This window comes from Microbacterium sp. Root61 (assembly GCF_001427525.1).
In the GTDB taxonomy this organism is placed as follows: domain Bacteria; phylum Actinomycetota; class Actinomycetes; order Actinomycetales; family Microbacteriaceae; genus Microbacterium.
In genome coordinates, this window is sequence record NZ_LMGU01000001.1 from 1,144,390 (window position 1) to 1,169,911 (window position 25,522).

Consider the following 25,522-nt stretch of genomic DNA (forward strand, 5'->3'; position numbering starts at 1 on the left):
CGTCTATGCGAGCACCCTGGCGACGAGGACCCCGGTCACTCGCGCAGCGCGCCCTCGTCGTGCTCGCGGCGCTCGGACTCACCGCGGCGAGCCTGACCGGCTGCGGGACCACGGCCGGCGACGATGCCGGGAAGATCGCGCTCCTGCTGCCCGATGCGAAGACGGCGCGATACGAGACCTTCGATCGACCGATGTTCGAACGCCGGGTGGCTGAGCTCGGCCCCTACGCGGTCCTGTACTCCAACGCCGACCAGGATGCCGCGACCCAGCAGCAGCAGGCGGAGTCCGCGCTGACGGCCGGCGCCGACGTATTGGTGCTGGATCCCGTGGATGCCCGTGCTGCGGTGACCATCGTGAGCGCGGCCAACGCGGCCGGCGTACCGGTGATCTCCTACGACCGCCTCATCGCGGGTGGAGACATCGCGTACTACGTCTCATTCGACAACGAACAGGTGGGCGCGCTGCAGGCCTCCCAGCTGGTCGGGGCGCTGGAGGCCGACGGCCGCGGCTCCGCCGGCATCCTCGTGGTCAACGGATCACCGACCGACCCGAACGCCGCCCGGTTCAGCGAGGGCGCGCAGAGCGTGCTCGACACGAGCGACCTGCGCGTGCTGGCGGAGTACGACACCCCGGATTGGAGTCCGGACAAGGCACAGGAGTGGGTCGCCTCCCAGCTCGCTCAGCACGGCGACGAGATCGCCGGCATCTATGCGGCCAACGACGGCACCGCGAGCGGCGCGATCGCCGCACTGAAGGCGGCCAACATCACGCCTCTCCCGCTCGTCACGGGTCAGGACGCCGAGCTGTCCGCCATCCAGCGGATCGTCTCGGGCGACCAGTTCATGACCGTCTACAAGGCGATCAAGGAGCAGGCCGAGCTCGCCGCCGAGGTGGCCGTCGCGCTGCTGCGCGGCGAGGAGGTCACCGCACCGCTGAAGATCGACGGCATCCCCTCGACCCTGCTGGAGCCCGTCGCCGTCACCGTCGGCAACATCATGGACACCGTCGTTGCGGATGGCTTCTGGAGCGTCCAAGATATCTGTACTCCCGCATATGCCGACGCGTGCGCAGCCGCCGGCATCCGCTAGGCATTGACGAATGAAACGGTGACGACGATGCCTGCAACGTATCCGCGCGCAGGACGCGCCAGGGAACGGGTGCTCACCGTGCACAAGGTGGGCAAGCGCTTCGGTGCGGTCCGCGCCCTCACCGACGTCGACTTCTGGGTCAACGAGGGCGAGGTCGTCGCGCTCGTCGGCGACAACGGCGCCGGCAAATCCACGCTCGTCAAGGTGCTCTCCGGTGTGCACCCTCCCGACGCGGGTTCGATCGAGTTCGACGGCGAGATGGTCGAGATCTCCAGCCCCGCCGACGCCCAGCACCTCGGAATCGCCACGGTGTTCCAGGACCTCGCGCTGTGCGACAACCTCGACGTCGTGGCCAACCTCTGGCTCGGGCGCGAGCTGGTCGAAGGCACGCGACTGGACGAGGTCGACATGGAGCAGCGCACCTGGGCGCTCTTGCGTGAACTCTCGGCCAAGATCTCGTCGGTGCGCATCCCGGTCGCGTCCCTGTCCGGCGGCCAACGGCAGACGGTGGCGATCGCACGGTCGCTCATCGGAGACCCCCGCGTCGTCATCCTCGACGAACCGACCGCCGCATTGGGCGTCGCCCAGACGGCGGAGGTGCTGAACCTCATCGAGCGGCTGCGCGAACGCGGGCACGGGGTCGTGCTGATCAGCCACAACATGGCAGACGTCATGGCGGTGGCCGATCGGGTGGTGGTGCTGCGGCTCGGACGCAACAACGGCGAATACAACGTCGCCGACGTCACCACCCAGACCCTCATCGCCGCCATCACCGGCGCCATCGACAACGCCGCGAGCCTGCGGGCCGCACGCCAGCCCGATCCGGAGCCGGCCGACCGCAACATCATCGATCTGCCCTCCGTCGCCGCACGACGCGCCAAGGGCCAGCCGACGGACGGCGACGCATGAACTCGGGGCGGGACGACCGCGCCACGGCGCCGGTCACGATCGAGGACAGCGACGCCTCCTTCCTCAGCGGGGGCAGCCTCCGCGGCACGCTCTCGCTGCTGCTCACCCGGGTGCGCGGCGGAGACCTCGGCTCGCTGCCGGTCATCGTCGGACTCGTCCTGATCGGCACGGTGTTCCAGGCGCTGAACCCCGTCTTCCTCTCCAGCACCAACCTGGTCAACCTCACGATGCAGTGCGCGGCCATCGGCACGATCGCACTGGGCGTGGTGATGGTGCTTCTGGTGGGCGAGATCGATCTGTCGGTGGGGTCGGTCTCGGGTCTCGCCGCGGCGGTGCTGGCCGTCACGTTCGTGCAGCTGCAGTGGAACCTCGCACTCGCGCTGATCGCCGCCATCGGCATCGGCTGCGCGGCCGGGCTGCTGTACGGCTTCCTGTACACGCGCTTCGGCGTGCCCAGCTTCGTGATCACCCTCGCGGGGTTGCTCGGCTTCCTCGGGTTGCAGCTGTGGGTGCTCGGCGACACCGGATCCATCAACCTCCCGTTCGATTCGTGGATCGTGATCTTCGCGCAGCACCTGTTCCTCCCCGCGTGGGCGTCGTACCTCGTCGTCGCGCTGGCGGTGGCGGCGTACGCCTGGACCCGCGTGCGAGAGGCGCAACGACGCGCCGCAGCGAATCTCGTCAGTCAGGGCTACCGCGAGATCGCCATCCGCGCCGGGGTGCTGCTCGCACTGCTCACAGTCGCCGCCTGGTACCTGAATCTCTCGCGCGGCGTCGGGGTGATGTTCCTGTTCTTCCTGCTGCTGGTCGTGGTGATGAACTTCGCCCTGACCCGCACCCGTTGGGGGCGCGCGGTCTACGCAGTGGGTGGGTCACAGGAGGCCGCGCGACGTGCCGGGATCCCGGTCGATCGCATCTACCTGTCGGTCTTCGCCCTCTGCTCCAGCCTGGCCGCGGTGGGCGGCATCCTCGCCGCCGCGCGGCTCGCCGCCGTGAATCAGAGCTCCGGCGCCGGCGACACGAATCTCAACGCGATCGCAGCCGCCGTCATCGGCGGCGCCAGCCTCTTCGGCGGCCGTGGCACCGCCTTCGCCGCACTGCTGGGCATCTTCGTCATCCAGTCGATCTCGTCCGGGCTGTCGCTGCTGAACCTCGATTCCTCGGTGCGCTTCATGGTCACCGGAGTGGTCCTGGTGCTCGCGGTCATTGTCGATTCGCTCTCCCGCCGCTCGCGCGCGGCGTCCGGTCGCGCATAGCGCGCGCAGCCTGATCCGCGCCGTGTCCGCGGCAGCGAAACCACTCCGCTGAGTTCAGTTGGCGAACGCTAACCGGATGGTGTCGTCGTCCGTACGCGTCCGAATAGGCATTATGCGCCCTTCGAAGTCGAGAACTGCACCATTATGCACGATGGATGCCACGCTGGCGCGCGCGCTTCGTTCGCAGCTTGCCGGCCCCTCCCCACGATGCGAAAGCGTTACGTTCAAGTCTTGACGCCAAGGATGGATGGAGTCAAGATCTTCCTCAGGTGCGAACCCGCGACGCTCCTCGAGCTCGCACATTTCATAGACGAAAGGTGAATGATGAAGAAGTCTTCCCTCCTCGCCGCGGCCGCCGTCACCGGCGCCGCTGCGATGCTGCTCGCCGGGTGTTCCGGCGGTGGTGGCGCGAGCCCCAGTGAAAGCGGCGGCGGCGATGCCGCACAGCGCGCCTGCGTCATCCTTCCCGACGCGGCCTCCTCGCCGCGCTGGGAGAATTTCGACCGCAAGTACCTCCAGGAGGGTCTGGAGGGTGCCGGATTCGAGGTCGACATCCAGAACGCCCAGGGCGACGTGAACAAGTACTCCACGATCGCCGACCAGCAGCTCACCCAGGGCTGCGGCGTCATGCTGCTCGTGGACTACCAGGGCGCCGCCGAGGCGGTCGCCACCAAGGCCAAGGCCGAAGGCATCCCCGTGATCGCGTACGACCGCCCCTTCACCGGTGCGGACTACTACGTGTCGTTCGACAACGTCAAGGTCGGCGAGCTCGAGGGCCAGACAGTCCTGGACGGCCTCACGACCGCCGGCAAGGACCCGGCGACCGCTGTCGTCGTGTACATGGGCGGCGACCCGACCGACGGCAACGCGGCCATGTTCCACGAGGGTGCTGCCACCGTGATGGAAGCTGCCGGAATCAAGCCGGCGGCGGAGCCCCCGGGGGTCTGGGACCAGGCCAAGTCGCAGACCAACTTCGAGCAGGCGCTGACCTCGCTCGGCGGCAAGGTCGACGGCGTCTGGGTGGCCAACGACACCAACGCGGCCGGCGTCATCAAGGTGCTGCAGGACAACAACCTCACCGGAGTTGCCGTGTCGGGCCAGGACGCCAACGTCGCGGGCCTGCAGAACATCCTCCTCGGCTGGCAGACGGCGACCGTCTACAAGCCGGTCAAGGATGAGGCCGACGCCGCCGTCACGACGGCTATCGCACTGCTGAAGGGCGACACCCCGTCGGCGGGCGCGAAGCTCGACGACGGCACGCCGTACATCCAGGTCACGCCGATCCTGGTGGGCCCCGACAAGGTCAAGGACGTCGTCGCCGCCGGCGATGCCGCCTACGACGACGTCTGCACGCCGGACGTTCTCGCAGCCTGCGAGCAGTACGGCGTCACCAAGTAGCCGACCGGTCATAGCCGCGAGGGCGTCGCGTCATACGGACGCGGCGCCCTTGCGTGCTCGACACAGAGACCCATCGCAAGGAAGCGAGCATGTCAGAAACGACCACACACACAGAGCCGATCATCCAACTGGTCGGCGTCAAGAAGGCCTTCGGTCCGGTGAGCGTCCTGAAGGGCGTCGACCTGAAGGTCTACCCCGGAAAGGTGACCGCGCTGGTCGGCGACAACGGTGCCGGCAAGTCGACGCTCATCAAGGGTCTCGCCGGCGTCCAACCGTACGACGAGGGCGAAGTCCTCATCGACGGTGTGCATCGGGATCTGCATGCGCCCCGGGATGCCTCGGGCCTCGGCATCGAGGTGGTGTACCAGGACCTCGCCCTGTGCGACAACCTCGACATCGTGCAGAACATGTTCCTCGGTCGCGAGGAGCTGACCGGTGGCACGTTCAACGAGGGACGGATGGAGAAGGACGCGTCCGACACGCTCCGCTCGCTTTCGGTCCGCACGGTCAAGTCGGTCCGCCAGAAAGTGTCGTCGCTCTCCGGCGGCCAGCGCCAGACCGTCGCGATCGCGCGTGCCGTACTGAAGAAGGCACGCGTCGTGATCCTCGACGAGCCGACCGCGGCGCTCGGCGTCGCGCAGACCGAGCAGGTGCTGAACCTCGTGCAGCGGCTCTCGGAGCAGGGCGTGGCCGTCATCCTGATCAGCCACAACCTCGCCGACGTCTTCGCCGTCGCCGACGACATCGCGGTGCTCTTCCTGGGGCAGATGGTCGCACAGATCGCGACCGCCGACACCACCCGCGACGACGTCGTCGGCTACATCACCGGCACCAAGACCATGGGCGGCATCGAGCACATGGGCACATCCACGATCGTGACAGGAGGGGCGGCATGAGCAGCAATGCGACCCGCACCGCAGCGGGCCCGGATCCCGTTGTGGGCGATCTGATCGGCAGCGGTGTCGAGGGCGGCCTGACCGACCAGATGCAGGCCTGGTGGCAGCGCGTGCGCGGCGGCGACATGGGCGCGTTGCCGGCCATCGGCGGACTCGTCGTCCTCGGCATCCTGTTCTCGATCCTCAGCCCGTTCTTCCTCACCGAGCGCAACTTCGCCAACCTGCTCAACCAGGCTGCGAGTCTCGTCGTGCTCGGCATGGCCCTCGTGTTCGTGCTGCTGCTGGGCGAGATCGACCTGTCCGCGGGCGTCACCGGCGGTGTCGGCATGGCACTGTTCGTCGTGCTGAACGCGCAGTTCGGCATTCCCTGGCCGCTCGCCCTGCTGATCGGCTTCGGCTTCGGCTTCCTCACCGGCGCGTTGATAGGTTTCTTCGTGGCCAGGATCGGGATCCCGTCGTTCGTCGTGACATTGGGCTTGTTCCTCGGGTTCCAAGGCCTCGCGCTCGTCATCATCGGTCCCGGCGGCCTCTACCGCCTCGAGGTGCCGGAGCTCGTCGCACTGCAGAACGGCAACCTCCCGGTGTGGGCGGGCTGGGCGATGCTCGCCGTCATGCTGCTCGTCTCGGCCGGAACATCCTTCTGGGATCGCTCACGTCGCACCGCGGCCGGCGTGCCCAACCGCGCCGTGTCGCTCGTCTTCATCAAGCTGGGCGTGATCGCCGTCCTCGGCGGCGCCGTCGTCTACATCCTGAATCAGGACCGTGGACAGTCGGTGAACGCCGTCCAGGGCGTGCCGGTGATCGTGCCGATCGTGCTGGTGATCCTGTGGATCGGCACCTTCGTGCTGGACCGCACGAAGTTCGGGCGCTACATCTACGCGATCGGCGGCAACGCCGAGGCGGCCCGCCGCTCCGGCGTCAAGGTGCGCTGGGTCAAGTGGTGGGCGTTCGTGATCTGCTCGAGCCTCGCTGTCGCATCCGCTCTGTTCAGCGTCGCGCGCGTCGGATCCGTGGATGCCACCGTCGGACGCGACATCGTCCTGAGCGGTGTGGCGGCGGCGGTCGTCGGCGGTGTCAGCCTGTTCGGCGGACGCGGTCGACTGCTGCACGCGGCGATCGGTGCGCTGGTGATCGCCGTCATCACGAACGGTCTGGGCCTGCTCAACCTGCCGGCCGGCATCAACCTGCTGGTCACCGGCGGTGTGCTGATCCTGGCCGCGACCGTCGACGCCCTGTCGCGACTGCGCTCGGGTGGGGCGCGCACCTAGCTGCGCTCAAGAGACGAGGGGCCGGGTCGCGCGCGATCCGGCCCCTCGTCGTTCTGGTAGACACGAAGGATGCAGCACTCCCCCGTTCTCGACGTCGGTCTCGCGACGCCCGCCGACGTCCCCGGCATCCTCGACGTGCAGGAGGAGAATCTGCCCGAGAACGGCGGCAGTCTCTCGGCGCGCTTCACACCGGAGTGGTTCGCGCAGGCGATCGCGAACGAGACTCTCATCGTCGCCCGATGCGACGACCACATCGCCGGCTACGTCGCGTTCACGTCCCGCGACGCGCAGTCGCACGTGCCGATCATTCAGGCGATGCTCCGTGCCGAGCCGCACCCCGACGCGTATGTGCACGGCCCGATCTGCGTCGCGAAGGCCGACAGGCGCCGCGGCGTCGCGGCGCTCCTGTTCGCAGCACAGCGTGAAGTCATGGACCACGCCGCCGTCTGCGCCTTCATCCGCCAGGACAACGAGGCATCCCGCGCCGCGCATCGCCGCATGGGGATGCGCGAGACCGCGCTGTTCGAGCACGACGGCGTGACGTACGTCCTGGTCGAGGCGTCCGCGACGACCTGACGTGGTCCTAGGTGCCGCGGATGGTGCCCGGGGCGACGTGCGAGAGCACGCGCGGCCAGACCTCCGTGAGACCCAGCGCCTTCGCGCCGGCACCGGCGCGCGGCACCATCTCGACGCGGGCGTCCGAGAGATGATCCCGGTGCCAGGATGCCGAGGCCGCCCCCGCGTCGCCATCCCCCTGGCCGTTGAGGAGGAGGGTTTTGGCGCGTACGCGCGCGAGGATCCCGGCGCCTTCGTCCCGATCGAGCGCGCTGCTCGGAGCCGGAACCCCGACCAGCGCGAAGCGGTCGGCGCGCTCGCCCAGCTCGCACACGAACAGCGCGCTGAAGGCGGCCGCGGCCCCGACGCCGACGACGCCGACCGTCGCTCCGTCGGGCACCTCCTCGACGACGAGCTCGTCCAGGCTCGCCACCGCGAGCTCGGCCGGCGTCTCTCCGCGGTAGGCCCCCGGGTCCGACAGCTCGGCCGGCGTCACCTGGACGGCGATGATCCGCACGTCCCTTCGGATCGTGGTCGGGGGATCGGGATCCAGGATCGCGGCCGGCCCGGTGCGGAGCACGAAAACGGTTCGGGCCGCCCCCGGGGTTCCGAAGATCCGGAAGGACAGCTCGGTGCCAGGCCCCTGCGCACGCGTCATGCACACAATCCTGGCACTCCGTCGTCCGCAGCGGACCCCCACGCGGGGTACCGTCGTTGCTGTGCCTCTCCCTTTCGATGACCTCAGCCGCTGGCCCGACCACGAGTCCCCCGAGCTGCTGGCGTCGGACGCCGCCGACCGCCTCATCCTCGACGAATCCGTCGACGCGTGCGATGCGACGGCTCCCGGCGAGATCGTCGTCCTCGGCGATCACTACGGCGCACTGACCCTGGCGGCCGCATACGACGGTGCACGCGGCATCCGCGTCCACCAGGACATGCTGAGCGCCGAGCGCGCGCTCGCCGCGAATGCCGTGACCACCGAGCTGACCGGCACCTTCACGAGCATGCCCCTGGATGCCTCGCTGGTGGCCGGTGCACGGGTCGTGCTGCTGCGACTCCCCCGTTCTCTGGCTGCGCTGCGTGACTACGCGTCGCTGATCGCCGCGCACGCGCATTCCGATGTCGTCGTGTTCGCCGGCGGGCGACTCAAGCACATGACGACGTCGATGAACGACGTGCTGCGCGAGTTCTTCACCACCGTCGATGTCACCCACGCCCGGCAGAAGTCGCGCGTGCTGATCGCCCGCGGACCGCACGACGGTGTCGATCCGGCACCGCGGATGCAGCAGCATGCGGGTCTGCTCACCGTCTGCGCGTTCGGCGGAGCATTCGCCGACACTTCGATCGACATCGGCACGCGGCTGCTCGTGGAGAACCTGCCGGAGCAGCTGCCCGCCGAGGCCATCGACCTCGCGTGCGGCACCGGCGTGGTCGCGGCGATGATGGCGCTGCGGAACCCCGACGTGCGCGTCTACGCGACGGACCAGTCCGCCGCGGCAGTGGCCTCGACGGCCGCGACCGTCGCCGCGAACGGCGTCGCGGACCGGGTCACGATCGTGCGCGACGATGCGCTATCACTGCGAGCGGATGCGAGCGCGGACTTCATCGCGCTCAACCCTCCGTTCCACGTGGGTGCCGCTATCCACGAGGGTGCCGCGCTCCCGCTCTTCACGGATGCCGCACGCGTGCTGCGTTCGGGCGGCGAGCTGTGGACGGTGTGGAACTCACCGCTGCAGTACCGCGCCGCACTGGAGCGCATCGTGGGTCCGACGCGGCAGATCGTGCGCAACGCCAAGTTCACCGTCACCGCCTCGACGAGGCGATAGGGACTCACTCCCGCAGCAGCGCCCGCAGGGTCTGGATCGTGTCGGCCTCGGCTGCGGACTTGTCGGGTCGATAGGTCTTGACCCGGGCGAACCGCAGCGCGACACCGCCCGGGTAGCGCGACGAGCGTTGCACGCCGTCGATCGCGATCTCCACGACCGTCACCGGTGCGACGTGGACCGTGTGGGCCGTGCTTGCGGTCTCGATCAGCGGGAACTGCTCGGTCTGCCACCGCAGCAGGTCATCTGTCAGCCCCTTGAAGGTCTTGCCGACCATCACGAACTCGCCGGGTTCGCCGAACTCGCCGACGGGGTCGAGCGCGCCGAGGTGCAGGTTGGACAGCCAGCCGACCCGGCGTCCCGACCCCCATTCCGCCGCGAGCACCACCAGGTCGAACGTGTGGACCGGCTTCACCTTGACCCAGCTCGCGCCGCGCCGTCCGGCGGCGTAGGGCGCATCGAGGGCCTTGACGACGACGCCCTCGTGGCGGGCCGCCAGCGCCTCGCGCGACAGCGACTCCGCGGCATCCGGATCGTCCGTCACGATGCCGGGCATGCGCAGTGGGCCGACCACACGGTCGAGCTCGGCGAGCCGCACGGACAGCGGCTCATCGAGCAGGTCCCGTCCGTCGACGTGCAGGATGTCGAAGAACCACGGGCGCAGGACCAGATCACGTGAGGACTCCGAACCGAACCGCGCCATCGTGTCCTGGAACGCACGTGGGCCGCCGTCCTCGTCGAGCGACAGCGTCTCGCCGTCGAGGATCAGCGACTGCGCGGGCAGCGCGCGCGCCGCCTCGACGATCTCGGGCACCCGGTGGGTGATGTCGGCGAGGTTGCGTGTGAAGACGCGGACCTCGTCGCCGTCGCGGTGCACCTGGATGCGCGCCCCGTCGAGCTTGTACTCGACCGACGCGAGACCGGTGATCTCCATCGCCGCGGCGGCGGTCGGGGCGGTGGAGGCGAGCATCGGCATCACGGGCCGGCCGACGACGAGACCGACCGCCGCGAGCTCTTCCGCGGTGCCGGTGAGGGCGAGGCGCGCGGTCTCGCCGAGGTCGCCGGACAGCATCGCCGCACGCCGGACGGTCGCCGCATCCCTCCCGGATGCCGCGACGATCGCGTCGATCATCACGCCCTCCAGGGCGCCGGTGCGCAGCTCGCCCAGGATGACGCGGGTCAGGAACCGCCACTCGTCGGCCGTTGCGCGCGAAGCGATAGCGCGCAGCTCCTCACTGCGAACCGCGACCGATCCTGATCCGGATGCCGCGACCAGCCGGGCGAGGAAGGCGTCGACCTCACCGATGGTCAGGGTGGGCTCCGCAGCGTGCGCGACCTCCAGCGTCGTGAGTCCGCGCCATCCGACTCCGACCCGCCCCTGCCGTGGCTTCGCGATGAGGAAGCCGACCGCGACCGGGATCTCCTCGGGCTCGAGCAGGGAGAGCACGTCGGCGAGCGCGGCGACCTTGGCCTTACGCGAGGCCGTGGCGGCCACCACCTCGGACGCGGCGACGAGCTCGGTGAGCAGCATCCTCGGATTCTCGCACCGGGGTCGGACAGACGCGAGCTCTGCAGGGCGTGCAGGCCTCGACCCGCAACCCCGCGTGTCAGCCGAGCAGTCGCGCGACCTCGCCGACACCGGCCATGAACTCCTCGAGTCCGGGTTCATCGTCGGTCGGCTGCAGGATCACCGATGTCACGCCCGCCTCGAAGAACGGCAGCACTGCACGGGAGACCTCCTCCGGCGTCCCGGCCACCACGAGGCCGGGCTCGGGCTCGACCTTCCACCGCGTGACCTCGGCGTCCGCGCGCTCCTGCGCACCGTCGCCGAAGGCACAGATGAGGAACACGACCAGCGGTCGATCGCCACCGCGGTCCGCGGCATCCGCCCCCTGCCCGACCAGCTCGCGGGCCTCGCGGATGCGTCGCGGCGACCACCCCGCCGGCAGCACCGTGCCGTCGGCCACCTCGCCCGTGAGGCGCAGCGTCTTGGGCCCCTCACCCGCCGCGATGATCGCGGGGGCCTGCACCGGCGGCCAGTCCAGCCGCACGTGGTCGAGCGTGACGTATCGACCGGCAGTCGTGACCTCTTCACCGGCCAGCAGGGCACGCAGCGCCGGCACGTACTCCCGCATCAGCGTCAGCGGTGAGGCGACACGGGCGCCGACCTGGCCCATCCACGGCAGCACGCCGTGCCCGACACCGGGGATGAGGCGCCCGGGGAACAGCCGCTCGATCGTCGCGATCTCCATCGCGGTGAGGGCGACGTTGCGCAGCGGCATCGGCGAGACCCCGATGCCGACCGTGAGCCGCTCGGTCCAGGCGAGGACAGCGGATGCCGCGGCGAACGCCGACTCGCGGAAGCAGTCCTCCCACAGCCACAGCTCCGGCACGCCCGCGGCTTCGGCGGCCAGCGCGGCCGCGCGCAGGTGTTCCGGCGGGAAGGAGGGAGTGAAGATCGCACCGATGCGTCGCATAGTCCCACTCTGCCAGGAGAAACCGACACGCACCGAGAAGCAGGCTGTTGCGCCGGACCGCCCGTGGCTAGTGTGATCCCCGACGGAAGGGGTCGCATGTCCTTCATCACCCGAGGCTTCACCGGTAGATCCCGCGATCGCGATCCGCGGCTGCCACCGGGCCAGACGATCGTGTCGGACTGGCCGGTCCTGTCCGCCGGGCCGACGCCGCAGATCGAGCCCGCCGAGTGGGAGTTCGTCGTCACCACCGAGAACGGGCGGCATCGGTGGGGCTGGGACGACTTCCGGGCGCTCGGCATCGAAGACATCACGACCGACATCCATTGCGTGACGCACTGGTCCAAGCTGGAAATGCCGTGGCGCGGAGTGCCGCTCGATCGGGTGTTCGCCGAGGTCGAGACCGACCACGACTACGTCATGGCGCACTCCTACGGCGGCTACACGACGAACGTGCCCCTCGACGATCTGCTCGACGGCAAAGCCTGGGTCGCATTCGAGGCGGACGGCGAGCCGCTCGATCCGGAGCACGGTGGGCCGGCGCGGCTCCTGGTGCCGCATCTGTATTTCTGGAAGAGCGCCAAATGGGTGCGCGGGCTGGTCACGATGCCCACCGACGACCCCGGATTCTGGGAGCAGAACGGCTACCACCTGCACGGCGACCCGTGGCAGGAGGAGCGCTATTGGTGACGCGGCGCCCCGCGTCGTGGCACACCGCCACCGTCACCTCCACCCGTCCTGAGACCGGCACGGCCCGACGCATCGAGTTCGACGTGCCGACCTGGCCGGGCAACGACGCTGGCGCGCATGTCGACGTGCGCCTCACCGCGCCGGACGGGTATCAGGCGACCCGCTCGTACTCGCTCGCCTCCTCGGGCGACGATCATCGTGTCGTCCTGGCCGTGGATGAACTTCCCGACGGCGAGGTCTCGCCGTTCCTGGTCCGTGATCTCCAAGTCGGTGATCGGCTCGAGCTGCACGGCCCCCTCGGCCGATTCTTCGTCTGGACCCCGACCGACCAGCTCCCGCCACGCCCCGTGCAGCTCATCGCGGGCGGCTCCGGTGTGGTCCCCCTGTTCGCGATGGCCGATGCGCACGCGCGGGCGGGGGACGACACCGGGTTTCGCCTGCTCTACTCGGTGCGCACCCCGGATGACGTCTTCTTCCGGCCCGAGCTCACCGCCCTCGCGATCGGGGCGCTGCGGCTCGACTACATCTACACGCGCCGGGCCCCGCGCGACTGGCCCGCCCCCGCGGGACGGCTCACGCGGGAGGTGCTGACGGCGCGCGCCTGGGACGCGGCATCCGAGCCCCTCATCTATGTGTGCGGGCCTACGGCGTTCGTGGAGACCGTCGCCGACTGGCTGCAGGCGGCCGGTCATGCGGCGGAGCGCATCCGCACCGAGAGATTCGGAGGCACCCGATGACCCACATCGACGGCAACATGCTCGCCGGGCCCCTGGCCGACGTGCTCGGCTTCGACCCGACGGACCGCACGGCGCGCTGCGCCCACTGCGGAGCGACCGCGCCGGTCGCCACCGCGATGGTCTACGCGACCGCGATGGGCACGGTCGCCCGTTGCATGACGTGCGCCGGCGTGCTCGCGGTGATCGTCCGTGCCGACGACGGACGCGCCTGGTTCGGGATGCCTGGCGTCACTGCTCTCGAGATCTCATGAGACGCGACGCCCAGATGTGCCGCAGCGCCGGTTCGAGGTCGGGCTGCACGAAGCGGTAGCCCGCGCGTGTCAGCGTCTCGGGAATGACCCAGCGGCTCTTCACGAGAAGCTCGGGCTCGGTGCGCAGCGCCCACATCGCGGGCTCGAGCATGAACCGCCAGGCCGGAAGCCCGACCGGCATGCCCACCGTCCGGCGCAGCGCCGCCATGAGGCCGCGGTTGTCGCTCGGATGCGGGGCGGCCAGGTTGACGACGCCGTCGAGCTCCGGATGATCGTGGATGAACCGCACGGAGCCGACGACGTCGTCGATGTGGATCCAGCTGAAGCGCTGCCGCCCGTGCGACCGATGCCAGGGCGCCCTGCCGTCGCCGCTCGGGTGGGGTCCGGTTCCCCGGTACCGCCGATGCGGGAACCACCAGCCGTCGATCTGTGGACCGCCCAGGCCGAGCCGTGCCAGGCGGAACAGCAGGTCGTTCGCGGGGCCGTCGCCGAGGACGATCGCCATCCGCAGCGCGACGCGACGCGTCGCGGGCAGATCGTCGGCGAAGAACTCCGCCTCCCAATTCCGGGCGACATCCACCGAGAAGCCCGAGCCGAGCTCCCCCGACGATTCGGTCTGCGGCCGGTCCAGCGCGTAGCGGTAGATCGTCGCGGTGCTGGCGTTCAGCCAGAGGGACGGCGGGGATGCCGCGGCGATGACGGCTTCGCGCAGCGCCCGCGTCGTGTCGATGCGGGAGCGGTAGACCTCATCGCGGTTGGCCTCGGTGTACCGGCAGTTGACCGACTTGCCCGCCAGGTTGATCAGCAGGTCGGCGCCGTCCATCGTCCGCGCGAGCGACTCCGGATCATCCCATCGGGCGTCGGGCCCGGAACGCCCGATCTGCCGAACAGTCCAGCCATCCGCCTGCAGCGCTCTGATGAGCGCGCCGCCGACGAATCCCGAGCCGCCGGCGATCACGGCCGTCTGCGTCATTGCACGCTCCACAGCGCCCACACGACCAGGAGTGGTTGCAGCAGCAACCGCACGAACCGCTTGCGGTCGGTGTCGAGCATCGGGGCGGAGCGACCCGTCTGCCACTGGTGCAGGTTGCCCGGGAACACGGCGACGAAGAACGCGGCGATCGCCGCTCCGATCATCCCGCGGTCTTTCGGGAGCGCGACAAGGGCGGTGCCGAGCATGACCTCGACGACCCCCGATGCCACCACTATCGTGTCCTTGTCGGTGTGGAGGAGCCCTGTCGCCCAGTCAGGCACGACGATCCGGTAGCCGCGGCGGCCCCATGTGAGGTGGGACAGGCCGGCCACGACCAGCAGCGCGGCCAGGGCGATGCGCGCGGCGAGTCGGACGGCGGGCGTTCGGCTCGGGCGACGGCTCATGGCCTCAGTCTGTCACGCAGCCGAAAGCCACCGCGTCGCCTCTACGGGACCCGGTACCCCGCGGCACGGAACAGTTCGTACCACTCCGCGCGGGTGAGCGGGATGTCCGAACCCTGCGCGGCGCCGGCGACCCGTTCGGGGTTGGTCGTACCGAGAACGACCTGCATGTTCGCGGGATGACGCGTGATCCAGGCCGTCGCGATCGCGATCGCCGGCACGTCGTACTGCGCCGCGAGGCGGTCGATGACGGCGTTGAGTTCGGGGTACTCCGGCGATCCCAGGAAGACGCCGGTGAAGAACCCGGCCTGGAACGGCGACCACGCCTGGATCGTGATGCCATGGAGACGGCAGTAGTCCAGGATGCCGCCACCGTCGATCGTGGTCGACTGCTCGGTGCCCTGCATGTTGCTCGCCACCCCCTGCGCGACGATGGGGGCATGGGTGATCGACAGCTGCAGCTGGTTGACCACGAGGGGCTGAGTCACCACGCTCTTGAGCAGATCGATCTGGCGCGGTGTGTGATTGGACACGCCGAACGCTCGGACCTTTCCGGCAGCCTCCAGATCGGCGAACGCGCGCGCGACCTCCTCCGGCTCGACCAGCGCGTCCGGTCGGTGCAGCAGCAGGATGTCGATGTAGTCGGTGCGCAACGCACGCAGGGATCCTTCGACCGAGGCCATCAGGTGCTCGTACGAGTAGTCGAAGTAGGGGCCGTCGCGCACGATCCCGGCTTTGGTCTGCAGAGTGATCTCGGCCCGCTCCGCCGGCGTGAGCTGGAGCGCCTCGGCGAACCTGGTCTCACAGCCGTGCAGGTCGGCACCGTAGACATCGGCGTGGTCGAAGAAGTCGATGCCGGCATCCCGTGCCGTACCGACGAGCGTGCGGACGGCATCGTCATCGAGCTCGCCGATGCGCATCACACCGAGCACGACGTTCGGTGCCGGCCGGTCGATGCCGGGGAGGGTGATCGTCTTCATCGGGGCTCCAGACTTGAGCGGAGACGGCCCTGCGTTTCGGCGCCGTCGGGATTGATTTCCACGCTAGATCGGGCAAAGCTAGAAGTCCAACAACTCAAATTGATGACATTGAGAACAGGATGCGATCAGTGGATCTTCGCCAACTGGAGTACTTCGTCACACTCGCCGACGAGCAGCACTTCACGCGGGCGGCCGAGCTCTGCCGGGTGTCCCAGTCGGGGCTGTCCGCGGCAATACGCCGACTGGAAGGTGAACTCAACTCGGTGCTGTTCGACCGCACCACGCGACGCGTCGTCCCGACCGCGGCGGGACTCGCACTGCTCGCGCACGCACGCACGATCCTCACCGAAGCCGCTGCCGGACGGGATGCCGTCATCCGCGCCAGCCACGCCCTCTCCGGAGAACTGCGCGTGGGCTCGGAACAGTGTCTCGGCGCGGTGGATGTGGGAATGCTGCTGGAGAGATTCCACCGCCGCTACCCCGAGGTCGACATCCAATTCATCCAGGCCGGGTCCAACGACCTCATCGCCCGGGTGCGCGAGGGGGAGCTCGACATCGCCTTCGTCGCCACCGCCGACACCCCGAGCGCAGTGTCGTCCGTCGAGCTCGGTCGACGACAACTCCGCCTCCTCGTGCTCCCGGATGACCCGCTGGCCGCCCGCACCGTTGCGGAATGGTCGGATCTGCGCGATCGCGACTTCATCGATTTCCGGCCGTCGTGGGGCGTGCGCAGCCTCAACGATGCGGCGCTCGCCTCCCACGGAATCCATCGACAGGTCGGATTCAGCGTCGACGACGTGCACACCCTCATCGACCTCGTGCAGCGCGGACTCGGGATCGCTCTCGTGCCCCAGCACGTCGCCCAGAAGCCCGAAGCCTCGGGACTCGTGGCGCTTCCGTTGCCGGCTGCGCCGCCCTGGATCGTCTCCGCGGTCCTGACGAACGCGACGACGCTCGCGCCGCGACTGCTCGACATCCTGGCGGATGAGGACGCTGCGCGGGTGGAGCAGCCCGTCGCAGCAGGCTGATCCGTCAGCCCGTCACAGCGAGCGCCACGCGGGCCTGCTCGATGAAGCGCAGATACTCCTCGACCGTGTCGGCAGGGGTGATCGCGCGCAGGACCAGATCGTCGACGACGGCCGCGTAGGCGGCGACGCCGGGACCGATCCCGGCATCGCCGGGAAGTGGAAGGAGCGTGTCGAGCGGATCCAGCGCCAGCCGGGCGAAATTCGCAGCGTAGGCCGGGTAGCCGGCGTAGCGATGGGCCTCCTCATCGCGTCGCGCCACCGCGGCAGGGTCCAGCGCCGTCCGCGCGTACAGCGCGACCTCGGCATCGCCGGACTCGCGCGCCTGCTCGGCCGCGGCCGCCGGCGAAAGCCAGCTCAGCAGCACGCCGTCCGCGTGGTCGACCGCAAGCCGCCGCATCCGCGGGCCGAGAGCTCCGACGAACACCCGGGCACCCGTGCGGTCCTGCAGCGTGCGGACGCCCTCCTCGACGAGGGCGAGCGCCCCGACCCGGGCTCCCCCGGCGCCGACGCCCAGCACGAGCCGTTCGCTCGGCAGCCCGCGCTGCGCGACCGCGGCGGCGACATCGTCCGCCGGTCGGCGATCCAGCGGAATCACCCCTGTGGCGAGCACGAGCGAAGTCGTGATAGCGGCGGCGGCAGCGAGCACCTCGAGCGAATCCGCGCCGGGCGTGTCATTGACCCACAGCGCGTGGAAGCCCGCCTGCTCCACCGCGGGAGCGATGATCCGGGCGGCGTCGGCGCCGAGCGCCCCCGCGATTCCGATCGACACATTGCCTCTGCGCACAGTCATGCTCCGAGCATGCACCATCCACGGCGGCCGTTGGAAACGCCGCGGCGTCGGGATTCACACGAGCGCGAGCCGCCCCGACCCGAGGATCGCCTCGACGGCCTCGACCGTGTCGTCCACACTCAGCTCCGAGGTGTCAAGCACGTGCGTCTCCAGGTCGTCCAGCTGCGCGAAGGCGTCCCACATCCCGAGGATGGGCTCGCGTTCGACAAGCGCATCCGGTGCCGATCGCGCCTGCGCTCGACCGAGCGTCGTCTCCCGGGATGGCCGGAGCACCACGTAGTGCACCGCGATATCGGGATGTGCCGCGGCCCGGCGACGACAGTGGTCCAGCATCCACGGTCCGACGATGCCGTCGACCACGACGTCGAAGCCGCCGTCGGCGTAGGCGAAGGCCGCGCCCAAGGCGACCTCCATCACCGTGTGGTTCTGGGTATCCGCCTCGGCCAGGTACGGCGGGATGTAGCCCGCCGCGATGAACCCGTAGAAGTCGTCGGTGTGCAGGTGCACGGCCCGATCCCGTGCTGCGGCCAGTCGACCGGAGACCGTGGACTTCCCGGCGCCCGGAGGGCCGGTGAGGATGAGGATGGATGCCGTCACCTTCTGGACCCTACAACGCCCGTGCGCACCCCGGGCGAAGGCCCGCGGCAACGCCGAACGCCCGGATTCCGTGGAATCCGGGCGTTCGGGAACAGTCGTTACGCGGCCAGCTGTGCCATGACCTCGGCAGCGGCCGTCGCGACGATGAGCTCGTCGTTCGCGGCATCCACCGTCACCGCGCCACCGTCGACGAGACGTCCGTCGACGAACAGTTCGGCGATGCGGTCGTCGACTTCTCGCTGGATCAGGCGACGCAGCGGGCGGGCACCGTACTCGGGCTCGTATCCGTGCTCGGCGAGCCAGGCAACGGCGGCATCCGTCACAGTGATGGTCACCTCGCGCTTGGCGAGCCGCTTCTCGGTGGCGCCGAGCAGCAGACGCACGATCAGGCGCAGCTGCTCCTTGTCGAGTTTGCGGAACAGCACGATCTCGTCGATGCGGTTCAGGAACTCGGGACGCATCGCCTCACGGAGCTTGCCCATGACGCGGTCGCGGAGGTCCTTCTCGCTGCCGAATCCGGTCGCGCCGCCGCCGTCGGCGATGAAGCCGATGGCGCCGGAGCGCGACGCGAGGAATTCCGAACCGAGGTTCGAGGTCATCACGATCACCGTGTTGCGGAAGTCGACAGTGCGGCCCTGCCCATCGGTCAGGCGTCCGTCATCCAGCACCTGCAGCAGCAGGTTGAACACGTCGGGGTGCGCCTTCTCGATCTCGTCGAACAGCACGATCGAGTACGGGTTGCGGCGGACGCGCTCGGTGAGCTGACCGGCCTCGTCGTAGCCGACGTATCCCGGAGGGGCACCGACGAGCCGCGAGACGGTGTGCCGCTCGCCGAACTCGCTCATGTCGAAACGGATCACCGCGGTGTCGTCGTCGAACAGCGACCCCGCGAGGGCCTTGGCCAGCTCGGTCTTGCCGACACCGGTCGGACCGAGGAAGAGGAACGAGCCGACGGGGCGGTGCGCGTCGCCCATGCCCGTGCGGTTGCGACGCACGGCCTTGGCGACAGCGGTGACCGCGTCCTCCTGTCCGATCACCCGACCGTGCAGTTCGTCCTCGAGGGTGGCCAGACGCTCGCGCTCGGTCTCGGTGAGACGGTTGACGGGGATGCCGGTGGCCCGGCTGATCACCGCGGCGATCTGCGCCTCATCGACGACAGCGCCGGTGTCGGTCACCGCGCCGCGCGTGGTCGCCTCCTCGATGCGTGCCTGCACCTCGGCGATCGCATCGCGGATGCGGGACGCCTCCTCGTAGTGCTCGGCGGAGACGGCGGCGTTCTTGTCTGCCTCCAGTTCGGCCAGACGCGCCATCAGCGCGCTCACGTCGACCTGCACGCCGAGCCGGAGCCGCAGTCGCGCGCCGGCCTGGTCGATGAGGTCGATCGCCTTGTCGGGCAGCACCCGGTCCGGCAGGTACCGGTCGGAGAGCTCCACCGCAGCCCGCAGTGCCTCGTCGGTGTAGGTGATCGCGTGGTGCGCCTCGTACGCAGGCTGGAGTCCGCGCAGGATCAGCACGGCGTCCTCGAGCGACGGCTCCCCCACCCGGACGGGCTGGAAGCGACGCTCCAGCGCCGGGTCCTTCTCGATGACGCGGTACTCCTTGAGCGTGGTCGCGCCGACCAGGTGCAGGTCGCCGCGCGCGAGACGGGGCTTGAGGATGTTTCCGGCATCCATCGCCCCCTCGCCACCGCCACCGGCGCCCACGACCGTGTGCACCTCGTCGATGAACACGATGACCTCGCCCTTGTGGGCGGAGATCTCGTCCATCGTCGCGGTCAGCCGCTCTTCGAAGTCGCCGCGATAGCGGGTGCCGGCGAGCATGGCCGGGAGGTCCAGTCCGATGACGCGCTTGTCGCGCAGCTGCTCGGGCACGGCGCCGTCGACGATCGCCTGGGCCAGGCCTTCGACGATCGCGGTCTTGCCCACGCCCGCCTCGCCGATCAGCACCGGGTTGTTCTTGGTGCGACGGCTGAGGATCTCGATCGTCTGCTCGATCTCGTCGGCACGGCCGATGACGGGGTCGAGCTCGCCGTTGCGGGCGAGTTCGGTGAGGTCGGTGCCGAACTTGTCGAGCATCGGGGTCTCGGATGCCGCGGCATCCGTCTCCGCCGGCTGCGTGGTGACGCCACCGGCCGCGACGGTCTCGCGCATGCCCTGGGTGAGGGCTTCGGCGGTCACGCCGGCGCGCGCCAGCACCTGACCCGCCGGGGCGTCCTGTCCGATGACGAGCGCGAAGAAGAGGTGCTCGGGGTCGACGTAGGTCGAACCAGACGCTCGGGCGACCTGGTACGCGTGGAACAGGGCGCGCTGCACCGACGGCGCGATCATCGCGGCGTCGACGGCGGTGCCCGGTGTCGGCGCGGGAAGGCGCTCCTCGGCGGCACGGGCGATGGTTCCCGGGTCCACGCCGATGCGACGCACGGCGTCGCGGGCGGGCTCTTCCTCGACGATGACGCGCAGCACGTGCAACGCGTCGAGCTCGCGCTGGCCGCGGCGCAGTGCGAACTGCCCGGCCTCCTGCAGGATGTTCTGCGTGCGCGCGCTCAGGAAGCGACTGAGGTCGATGGAGCGCTCTTCGCGGGCGCGCTCGCCGGCGAGGTAGCGCGCGATGAAGTCGTCGAACGGGCTTCCGTTGTTCTCTGCCCCGTCCTGCGGGGTGAAGTCTTCAGGCATGTATGGCCTCCATGAAACTTGAGTCCTGATAGCTCAACTTTAGAACTTGAGCATTGTCGTATCAACTTCAACGACCAGACGTGGAGACTATTCCCGGTTTCGCGCAGCAGTGTCGCGCACCCCGGATTCAGCGGTGGCGCGCCTCCCCCACCTGTGCCTGAAGTGCCCGGATGAGGCTCGCCGAGTCGTACGGCCCGACATGGCGACGCCCGTTCACGAAGAAGGTGGGCGTCGATTGCAGGTCCATCACCTCGGCGTCCCAGCGGTCGTCCTGGATGCGTCGCAGCACGGCGGGCGCGGAGAAGTCCTCGGCGAACCGGTCGGCATCCAGCCCGAGCGCGTCGGCGTACCCGCAGAGATCGGCCGGCTCGAGGTGGTCCTGGTGCGTGAACAGCATCTGCGCCATCTCGAAGAAGTGCCCCTGCAGCGCCGCGGCCTCGGCGGCCTGCGCAGCGGCCTGCGCGTGCGGATGCGGCTGATCCAGTGGCAGGTGCCGCCAGACCCACAGCACCTCGTCGCCGAAGTGCTCGATCACCGCGTCGACCGACCCGGTGGCGCGGCTGCAGAACGGGCACTCGAAGTCGCCGTACTCGACGATCGTGTACTTCGCGGCGGGACGGCCCTTGAAGTGGTCCCGTTCGGGGTCGATCGGTCGCGCCAGAGTGGCCCCGACCGGCTCCGGCGGCCGGATCCGATCGCCGATCGAGAGGATCGCCCATCCCGCCAGGAATGCGATGACGGATGCCGCGAGCACCGCTACCCGCGCGATGTTCTGCGTCGCGGGGTCGGTGATCGCGATCGGCACGATGAACAGGGCGATGGTGAAGCCGATACCCGACAGCGCGGCTCCCCCGGCGATGCGGTGCAGCCCGAGCCCCGGCGCGAGCTGCCCCTTGCCGAGCACCCGCAGGAGCAGTGTCGCGCCGGTGATGCCGACGAACTTGCCGACCACGAGCGCGACGACGATGCCCCACGCGATGGGCGAGGTCACGGCATCCCGCAGCGTCTCGGCGCTGAGATGTACGCCGGCATTCGCGAGCGCGAAGATCGGCAGCACGCCGTAGGCGACGTACGGACGCCACGCGGCGTCGACCCGCTCGTTGATCGACAGCGAGTCGCGCAGGCTCCGGGTCACCGCGGCGGCGTAGGCGGGATTCGGGGACTCTCGGAAGGCCTGGGAGAGCACGGCGGTGCGCTCCACATCGGTGCGACGGGGCGAGAACACCGGGATGAGCAGCGCCACCGCGACACCGGCGAGCGTGGGGTGGATGCCGGCCAGGAGCACCGCCACCCACAGCGCAGCGCCGAGCAGCGCGTAGCTCAGGCCGCGGCCAGCCGGGAGGAATCGGACGAACCCGATGGCGACCATCAGCACCACCGCGGCGAGGAACGGCACCAGGCTCAAGCCGCTGCTGTAGAAGACGCCGATCACCAGGAGTGCGCCGACATCGTCGACGACGGCGAGGGTGAGCAGGAAGGTGCGCAGTCGCGCCGGGAACTTCGGCCCGATGAGCGCCAGCGCGCCGAGGAGGAATGCGGTGTCGGTGGAGATCACCACGCCCCACGCGTCGACCTCGGGCGTGGAGAGGGCGAACAGGACGAAGATCGCGGCGGGCACGATGAGGCCCGCCACCGCGGCGACGATCGGCACGATCGCGCGCGAACGGTCCGTCAGCTCCCCGATCGTCAGTTCGCGCTTGACCTCGAGCCCGACGAGGAAGAAGAACAGCGTCATCAGCGCGTCGTTCACGAGCTGATGCAGCGTGAACGACACCGAGAAGTCGCCGATCGACAGGCCGACCGGCATCCCCCAGAACGCCTCGTAGCCGCCGCCGTCCGGCAGATTCGCCCACACCATCGCGATCGCGACGGCGATCAGCATCAGCGCGGCCGAGAGGCGGTCCCCGGACGGATGCTTCTTCTTGCGCTTCGACGCGGGGGCGCGCGCCGGCTCGGCACGCTCGGAAAGGAGGGAGGGCCGACTCACGCCTCCATACTGGCGCGGGAATCCGCGCTGTGGGCGGATGTCACGAGATCGTCACACCGCCGCACCCGCTAAGAGCGGCTGCCACCCGGAGGACCGAGGATGAGCAGCACCACGAACAGCGCGACGATCGCGACCGCGATGAGCAGGCCCAGCGCCCAGGGACGGTGCAGGAACCAGCGCATCCACTTGTCGTACCAGACGGCGTCACGGGGGTCATCGGTCTGCTCGAGGCGCCAGGCACCCTCGAGTCGGTGCGAGCGGTGCAGCCAGAGCTCGGTGGGAATGGTCGCGTAGGGGATGATCGCGCTGGCGATCGCGACGACCGCCGGCCATACGCCCCAGCGCTGGTTCATCGCGACGAGGATCGCGGTCGCGCCGTACGACAGGAAGATGAAGCCGTGGATGCCGCCGGCGATCGTCACGACGACGGAGATGTCGGTGACGGCACGCGTGATGAGCGCGGCGATCAGCAGCGTCCAGGTGATCGCCTCGGCGATCGCCAGGGTGCGGAACAGGGACAGGGGCGTGCGGAACACGGGACTCCTCGAGGAGGGCGCAGATAGATGTCTCGGGATGCCGCTTCAGAGACGCGGCGACGACAACCTTCAGTCTAGTTGAAGGAGGTCAACGATCCTGAGGGTTTCCTTCGAACGGCTCCTCGTGCAGCCCCTCGAGCGCCTTCGTGAGCGCGGGTGCGCCCACGCCGAATGTGCGGTCCAGGTCGCCGAGGCGCGCATCGGCCTCGCGGAGCGCGGCGGTGCCGCGGTCGGTGACGCGCAGGTCGGAGGCCGCACCGGCGTGGGCCGTGGCATCCGTCACCATGCCTTCGTCCGCGAGAGACCGGACGGCCGTGTGCGCGGTCTGCACGGTGATCTGCGAGCGCCTCGCCAGCTCGCTGAACGAGATGCCGGGGGTGGCCTCGATGTGCGCGAGGAGCGCGTACTTGCGCGTGGTCAGCCCGACGCGGCGCAGCAGCGTGTTCAGCTGCGCATCCCAGACCGCCGACACGGTCAGCAGCGCGATCACGGGGCTGAACGGAGGTCGTTCGCCGGCCATGCCATCTCCCCTGCTCGATGCTGCGTTCAGCCCTCCATGTTAACCGCTTCCCCGCCTCACGCGGATTCGCGCTGGGCCGACACGGATTCTCGATTGCGGACACAATGCGCCCGCATTCGCTTCTACCCTGGTTCCGTGGGCGGCCACGCCCCGCGATTAGGAGGACACCATGGACTGGAAGATCGAACTCATCTTCGTACCGGTGACGGATGTCGACCGCGCGCGCGACTTCTACGTGAAGATCGGGTTCCACCTCGACCACGACCAAGTGCCGTTCGAGGGACTGCGGTTCGTGCAGCTGACCCCGCCGGGATCCGCGTGCTCGATCGCTTTCGGCGAGGGCCTCGGCGTCGATCTCGAGCCCGGGCAGCAGAACACCATCCAGGTCGTGGTCCCGAACGCCGATGAGGCGCTCGCCCACCTTCGCGGCCTCGGTGTCGAGGCGGCCGGGGTCGACGATCAGGCGTGGGGCCGCTTCGTCACGTTCGACGACCCCGACGGCAACACATGGACCCTGCAGGAGCTCCCCGTGCGCGACTGAGCAGTTCTGCGCAGGGCGGATGCCGCGACATCCGCCCTGCGCCGCTCTCTGCGTGCTCTGCCACACTCGAAGGATGACCGACAGCGCGACCCGCTCCGCCCCTGACCGCGCCGCCTTCTGGGCCGGCATCGCGCTGATCGTGCTGCCGCTGCTCGCAGTCGTGATCAAGTTCACGTGGATGGGGTGGCTCGCGCTCATCCTGGTGATCGTCTCTCCCGGGCTGGCAGTCGGCTACGCGCTGCAGGTGGTCATCGCGGCGAACGGGCTGCTGCGGCCGCGCGGGGTTCTGCGGGCGCCGACCGTACGACGGCGCGCGCTGCTCGCCTCCTGGCTGAGCGCGGGCGGGGTTCTCGTCGGCGCATTCTTCATGGTCGACGGCGGCGATCAGGACTGGGGATCGGCGTTCATGTACATCGTGGGCGCGCCCGGCAACGTCGCGCTGGGCGACATCTCGACCGTGATCAGCCTCGCCGCCGGACTCGTCTGGATCGGCGGCTGGCTGTGGCTCGTGATCGAGTGGATCGCAGCCCACGTGCGCGCCCGCGCCGCGAATCGCGCGGTGGCCACCGTCTGACCACCCGACGACCGGCACGCTCGAGAAGGCCCATGAAAAAGTGGGGCCCTCTCGAGTCACTCGCTGGGGGGCGGTCGACTCGAGAGGGCCTCGTGCTCACCGCATGAATCGGCGCGAACCCGATGGGGGTGGGGTTCGACTCACTTCTGGGGAAAGCGATGACTCATGAGCTGCGGGAGCTAAGTCAAGGATACGTGCTCCGCAAGAGGGGTGTCTGTCCCCTCTTCGGGGGACAGAGCATCCGGTGTCACCACGACGAATGGACCCCGGCCACAGCATCCGTCCGACTTCACCATCCATCCGATTCTCGCAGTGTGGGGCGCGATCCGTCCGTTGGGGCGCAAGAATCACGCCCCAACGGGCCGAATACGCCCCAAGCCCACAGGGCAGCGGATGCTGCGGCCCGAACGACGGCGGATGGGTGTGGGCCTCCGCCGTCGAACGGCCCCCACCCGGAGATTGGGGCGCGATCCGTCCGTTGGGGCGCAAGCATCACGCCCCAACGGACCGAATACGCCCCAAGCCCACAGGACACCGGATGCTGCGGCCCGAAAGACGGCGAGCCCGTCGAGGAGAAG

26 protein-coding genes are annotated in these 25,522 nt (G+C 69.4%); 14 read left to right on the forward strand and 12 right to left on the reverse strand.

The window, feature by feature from the left end:
* The first annotated feature begins 5 nt into the window (after window positions 1-5).
* The 7 genes from ASD65_RS05585 to ASD65_RS05615 all read left to right on the forward strand — a co-directional run bounded on the left by ASD65_RS05585 (window position 6) and on the right by ASD65_RS05615 (window position 7,391).
* Window positions 6-1,088 (forward strand): sugar ABC transporter substrate-binding protein, encoded by a 1,083-nt coding sequence (locus tag ASD65_RS05585; protein ID WP_056219596.1) that lies wholly within the window; start codon window positions 6-8, stop codon window positions 1,086-1,088.
* 27 nt (window positions 1,089-1,115) lie between these two features.
* Window positions 1,116-1,997 carry an ATP-binding cassette domain-containing protein gene (locus ASD65_RS05590; RefSeq protein WP_082561870.1) on the forward strand — a complete coding sequence of 294 codons (882 nt, stop codon included), beginning with the start codon at window positions 1,116-1,118 and terminating at the stop codon, window positions 1,995-1,997.
* Window positions 1,994-3,253, forward strand: coding sequence for a sugar ABC transporter permease (locus ASD65_RS05595; protein WP_082561581.1), 1,260 nt, complete (start codon window positions 1,994-1,996; stop codon window positions 3,251-3,253). The genes ASD65_RS05590 and ASD65_RS05595 overlap by 4 nt, the downstream gene beginning before the upstream one ends.
* A 324-nt stretch (window positions 3,254-3,577) precedes the next feature.
* Window positions 3,578-4,651, forward strand: a complete 1,074-nt coding sequence (locus ASD65_RS05600; RefSeq protein WP_056224518.1) for a sugar ABC transporter substrate-binding protein — start codon at window positions 3,578-3,580, stop codon at window positions 4,649-4,651.
* Window positions 4,652-4,740: 89 nt separating this feature from the next.
* Complete coding sequence (locus ASD65_RS05605) at window positions 4,741-5,547, forward strand: ATP-binding cassette domain-containing protein (protein WP_056219599.1); 807 nt, start codon at window positions 4,741-4,743, stop codon at window positions 5,545-5,547.
* Window positions 5,544-6,815 (forward strand): sugar ABC transporter permease, encoded by a 1,272-nt coding sequence (locus tag ASD65_RS05610; protein ID WP_056219602.1) that lies wholly within the window; start codon window positions 5,544-5,546, stop codon window positions 6,813-6,815. Before ASD65_RS05605 ends, ASD65_RS05610 begins: the two co-directional genes overlap by 4 nt.
* A 69-nt stretch (window positions 6,816-6,884) precedes the next feature.
* Window positions 6,885-7,391 (forward strand): GNAT family N-acetyltransferase, encoded by a 507-nt coding sequence (locus ASD65_RS05615; protein ID WP_056219605.1) that lies wholly within the window; start codon window positions 6,885-6,887, stop codon window positions 7,389-7,391.
* A 7-nt stretch (window positions 7,392-7,398) separates the two neighbouring features.
* Here the strand turns inward: ASD65_RS05615 and ASD65_RS05620 are convergent, their stop codons facing one another.
* A complete protein-coding gene (locus ASD65_RS05620) occupies window positions 7,399-8,028 on the reverse strand; it encodes a hypothetical protein (RefSeq protein ID WP_056219608.1) in 630 nt (209 codons plus the stop codon).
* A 61-nt stretch (window positions 8,029-8,089) separates the two neighbouring features.
* Here ASD65_RS05620 and ASD65_RS05625 point away from each other — a divergent pair, with 61 nt between their 5' ends.
* Entirely contained in the window at window positions 8,090-9,196 is a 1,107-nt protein-coding gene (locus tag ASD65_RS05625) for a class I SAM-dependent methyltransferase (protein WP_056219611.1), read from the forward strand.
* A gap of 4 nt (window positions 9,197-9,200) precedes the next feature.
* On the opposite strand, the gene ASD65_RS05630 is transcribed toward ASD65_RS05625, so the two are convergent.
* Entirely contained in the window at window positions 9,201-10,724 is a 1,524-nt protein-coding gene (locus ASD65_RS05630) for an ATP-dependent DNA ligase (protein ID WP_056219614.1), read from the reverse strand.
* Between the two features lie 76 nt (window positions 10,725-10,800).
* Entirely contained in the window at window positions 10,801-11,670 is an 870-nt protein-coding gene (locus ASD65_RS05635) for an LLM class flavin-dependent oxidoreductase (protein ID WP_056219622.1), read from the reverse strand.
* 96 nt (window positions 11,671-11,766) lie between these two features.
* Between ASD65_RS05635 and ASD65_RS05640 the strand changes: the two genes are divergently transcribed.
* Genes ASD65_RS05640 through ASD65_RS05650 form a run of 3 tightly spaced genes read left to right on the forward strand, consistent with a single transcriptional unit; the run spans window position 11,767 to window position 13,345 of the window.
* The gene (locus ASD65_RS05640; RefSeq protein WP_056219625.1) at window positions 11,767-12,357 is read left to right on the forward strand and encodes a molybdopterin-dependent oxidoreductase; all 591 of its coding nucleotides are present in this window, start codon (window positions 11,767-11,769) and stop codon (window positions 12,355-12,357) included.
* Window positions 12,354-13,094, forward strand: a complete 741-nt coding sequence (locus ASD65_RS05645; RefSeq protein ID WP_235566612.1) for an FAD-binding oxidoreductase — start codon at window positions 12,354-12,356, stop codon at window positions 13,092-13,094. Before ASD65_RS05640 ends, ASD65_RS05645 begins: the two co-directional genes overlap by 4 nt.
* Window positions 13,091-13,345, forward strand: coding sequence for a DUF6510 family protein (locus ASD65_RS05650; RefSeq protein ID WP_056219630.1), 255 nt, complete (start codon window positions 13,091-13,093; stop codon window positions 13,343-13,345). The genes ASD65_RS05645 and ASD65_RS05650 overlap by 4 nt, the downstream gene beginning before the upstream one ends.
* Here the strand turns inward: ASD65_RS05650 and ASD65_RS05655 are convergent.
* Genes ASD65_RS05655 through ASD65_RS05665 form a run of 3 tightly spaced genes read right to left on the reverse strand, consistent with a single transcriptional unit; the run spans window position 13,323 to window position 15,699 of the window.
* Entirely contained in the window at window positions 13,323-14,318 is a 996-nt protein-coding gene (locus ASD65_RS05655; protein WP_056219635.1) for an epimerase, read from the reverse strand. The genes ASD65_RS05650 and ASD65_RS05655 overlap by 23 nt on opposite strands.
* Window positions 14,315-14,722 (reverse strand): DoxX family protein, encoded by a 408-nt coding sequence (locus ASD65_RS05660; protein ID WP_056219637.1) that lies wholly within the window; start codon window positions 14,720-14,722, stop codon window positions 14,315-14,317. Before ASD65_RS05660 ends, ASD65_RS05655 begins: the two co-directional genes overlap by 4 nt.
* 41 nt (window positions 14,723-14,763) lie before the next feature.
* Complete coding sequence (locus ASD65_RS05665; protein ID WP_056219639.1) at window positions 14,764-15,699, reverse strand: aldo/keto reductase; 936 nt, start codon at window positions 15,697-15,699, stop codon at window positions 14,764-14,766.
* Between the two features lie 128 nt (window positions 15,700-15,827).
* Here ASD65_RS05665 and ASD65_RS05670 point away from each other — a divergent pair, with 128 nt between their 5' ends.
* Entirely contained in the window at window positions 15,828-16,727 is a 900-nt protein-coding gene (locus ASD65_RS05670) for a LysR family transcriptional regulator (RefSeq protein WP_056219642.1), read from the forward strand.
* A gap of 4 nt (window positions 16,728-16,731) precedes the next feature.
* On the opposite strand, the gene ASD65_RS05675 is transcribed toward ASD65_RS05670, so the two are convergent.
* The 6 genes from ASD65_RS05675 to ASD65_RS05700 form a co-directional block, all read right to left on the reverse strand.
* Complete coding sequence (locus ASD65_RS05675; RefSeq protein WP_056219645.1) at window positions 16,732-17,517, reverse strand: LLM class flavin-dependent oxidoreductase; 786 nt, start codon at window positions 17,515-17,517, stop codon at window positions 16,732-16,734.
* A gap of 54 nt (window positions 17,518-17,571) precedes the next feature.
* Window positions 17,572-18,114, reverse strand: coding sequence for an AAA family ATPase (locus tag ASD65_RS05680; protein WP_056219648.1), 543 nt, complete (start codon window positions 18,112-18,114; stop codon window positions 17,572-17,574).
* 98 nt (window positions 18,115-18,212) lie between these two features.
* A complete protein-coding gene (locus tag ASD65_RS05685; protein WP_056219651.1) occupies window positions 18,213-20,786 on the reverse strand; it encodes an ATP-dependent Clp protease ATP-binding subunit in 2,574 nt (857 codons plus the stop codon).
* A gap of 127 nt (window positions 20,787-20,913) precedes the next feature.
* Window positions 20,914-22,773, reverse strand: a complete 1,860-nt coding sequence (gene nhaA, locus ASD65_RS05690; protein WP_235566613.1) for a Na+/H+ antiporter NhaA — start codon at window positions 22,771-22,773, stop codon at window positions 20,914-20,916.
* A 68-nt stretch (window positions 22,774-22,841) separates the two neighbouring features.
* Entirely contained in the window at window positions 22,842-23,309 is a 468-nt protein-coding gene (locus ASD65_RS05695) for a DUF3817 domain-containing protein (RefSeq protein WP_056219654.1), read from the reverse strand.
* 88 nt (window positions 23,310-23,397) lie between these two features.
* A complete protein-coding gene (locus ASD65_RS05700; protein WP_056219659.1) occupies window positions 23,398-23,829 on the reverse strand; it encodes a MarR family winged helix-turn-helix transcriptional regulator in 432 nt (143 codons plus the stop codon).
* A gap of 169 nt (window positions 23,830-23,998) precedes the next feature.
* On the opposite strand from ASD65_RS05700, the gene ASD65_RS05705 reads away from it, so the two are divergent.
* Both ASD65_RS05705 and ASD65_RS05710 read left to right on the forward strand, forming a co-directional pair.
* Entirely contained in the window at window positions 23,999-24,370 is a 372-nt protein-coding gene (locus ASD65_RS05705) for a VOC family protein (protein WP_056219661.1), read from the forward strand.
* A 73-nt stretch (window positions 24,371-24,443) separates the two neighbouring features.
* Window positions 24,444-24,944: a hypothetical protein gene (locus ASD65_RS05710; RefSeq protein ID WP_056219663.1), complete on the forward strand. Its 501-nt coding sequence runs from the start codon at window positions 24,444-24,446 to the stop codon at window positions 24,942-24,944.
* Window positions 24,945-25,522 lie beyond the last annotated feature (578 nt).

Coding starts and splice junctions, on each gene's coding strand:
- ASD65_RS05585 (WP_056219596.1), top strand. CDS start 6: ATGCGAGCACCCTGGCGACGAGGACCCCGGTCACTCGCGCAGCGCGCC.
- ASD65_RS05590 (WP_082561870.1), top strand. CDS start 1,116: ATGCCTGCAACGTATCCGCGCGCAGGACGCGCCAGGGAACGGGTGCTC.
- ASD65_RS05595 (WP_082561581.1), top strand. CDS start 1,994: ATGAACTCGGGGCGGGACGACCGCGCCACGGCGCCGGTCACGATCGAG.
- ASD65_RS05600 (WP_056224518.1), top strand. CDS start 3,578: ATGAAGAAGTCTTCCCTCCTCGCCGCGGCCGCCGTCACCGGCGCCGCT.
- ASD65_RS05605 (WP_056219599.1), top strand. CDS start 4,741: ATGTCAGAAACGACCACACACACAGAGCCGATCATCCAACTGGTCGGC.
- ASD65_RS05610 (WP_056219602.1), top strand. CDS start 5,544: ATGAGCAGCAATGCGACCCGCACCGCAGCGGGCCCGGATCCCGTTGTG.
- ASD65_RS05615 (WP_056219605.1), top strand. CDS start 6,885: ATGCAGCACTCCCCCGTTCTCGACGTCGGTCTCGCGACGCCCGCCGAC.
- ASD65_RS05620 (WP_056219608.1), bottom strand. CDS start 8,028: ATGACGCGTGCGCAGGGGCCTGGCACCGAGCTGTCCTTCCGGATCTTC.
- ASD65_RS05630 (WP_056219614.1), bottom strand. CDS start 10,724: ATGCTGCTCACCGAGCTCGTCGCCGCGTCCGAGGTGGTGGCCGCCACG.
- ASD65_RS05635 (WP_056219622.1), bottom strand. CDS start 11,670: ATGCGACGCATCGGTGCGATCTTCACTCCCTCCTTCCCGCCGGAACAC.
- ASD65_RS05640 (WP_056219625.1), top strand. CDS start 11,767: ATGTCCTTCATCACCCGAGGCTTCACCGGTAGATCCCGCGATCGCGAT.
- ASD65_RS05650 (WP_056219630.1), top strand. CDS start 13,091: ATGACCCACATCGACGGCAACATGCTCGCCGGGCCCCTGGCCGACGTG.
- ASD65_RS05655 (WP_056219635.1), bottom strand. CDS start 14,318: ATGACGCAGACGGCCGTGATCGCCGGCGGCTCGGGATTCGTCGGCGGC.
- ASD65_RS05660 (WP_056219637.1), bottom strand. CDS start 14,722: ATGAGCCGTCGCCCGAGCCGAACGCCCGCCGTCCGACTCGCCGCGCGC.
- ASD65_RS05665 (WP_056219639.1), bottom strand. CDS start 15,699: ATGAAGACGATCACCCTCCCCGGCATCGACCGGCCGGCACCGAACGTC.
- ASD65_RS05675 (WP_056219645.1), bottom strand. CDS start 17,517: ATGACTGTGCGCAGAGGCAATGTGTCGATCGGAATCGCGGGGGCGCTC.
- ASD65_RS05685 (WP_056219651.1), bottom strand. CDS start 20,786: ATGCCTGAAGACTTCACCCCGCAGGACGGGGCAGAGAACAACGGAAGC.
- ASD65_RS05700 (WP_056219659.1), bottom strand. CDS start 23,829: ATGGCCGGCGAACGACCTCCGTTCAGCCCCGTGATCGCGCTGCTGACC.
- ASD65_RS05705 (WP_056219661.1), top strand. CDS start 23,999: ATGGACTGGAAGATCGAACTCATCTTCGTACCGGTGACGGATGTCGAC.
- ASD65_RS05710 (WP_056219663.1), top strand. CDS start 24,444: ATGACCGACAGCGCGACCCGCTCCGCCCCTGACCGCGCCGCCTTCTGG.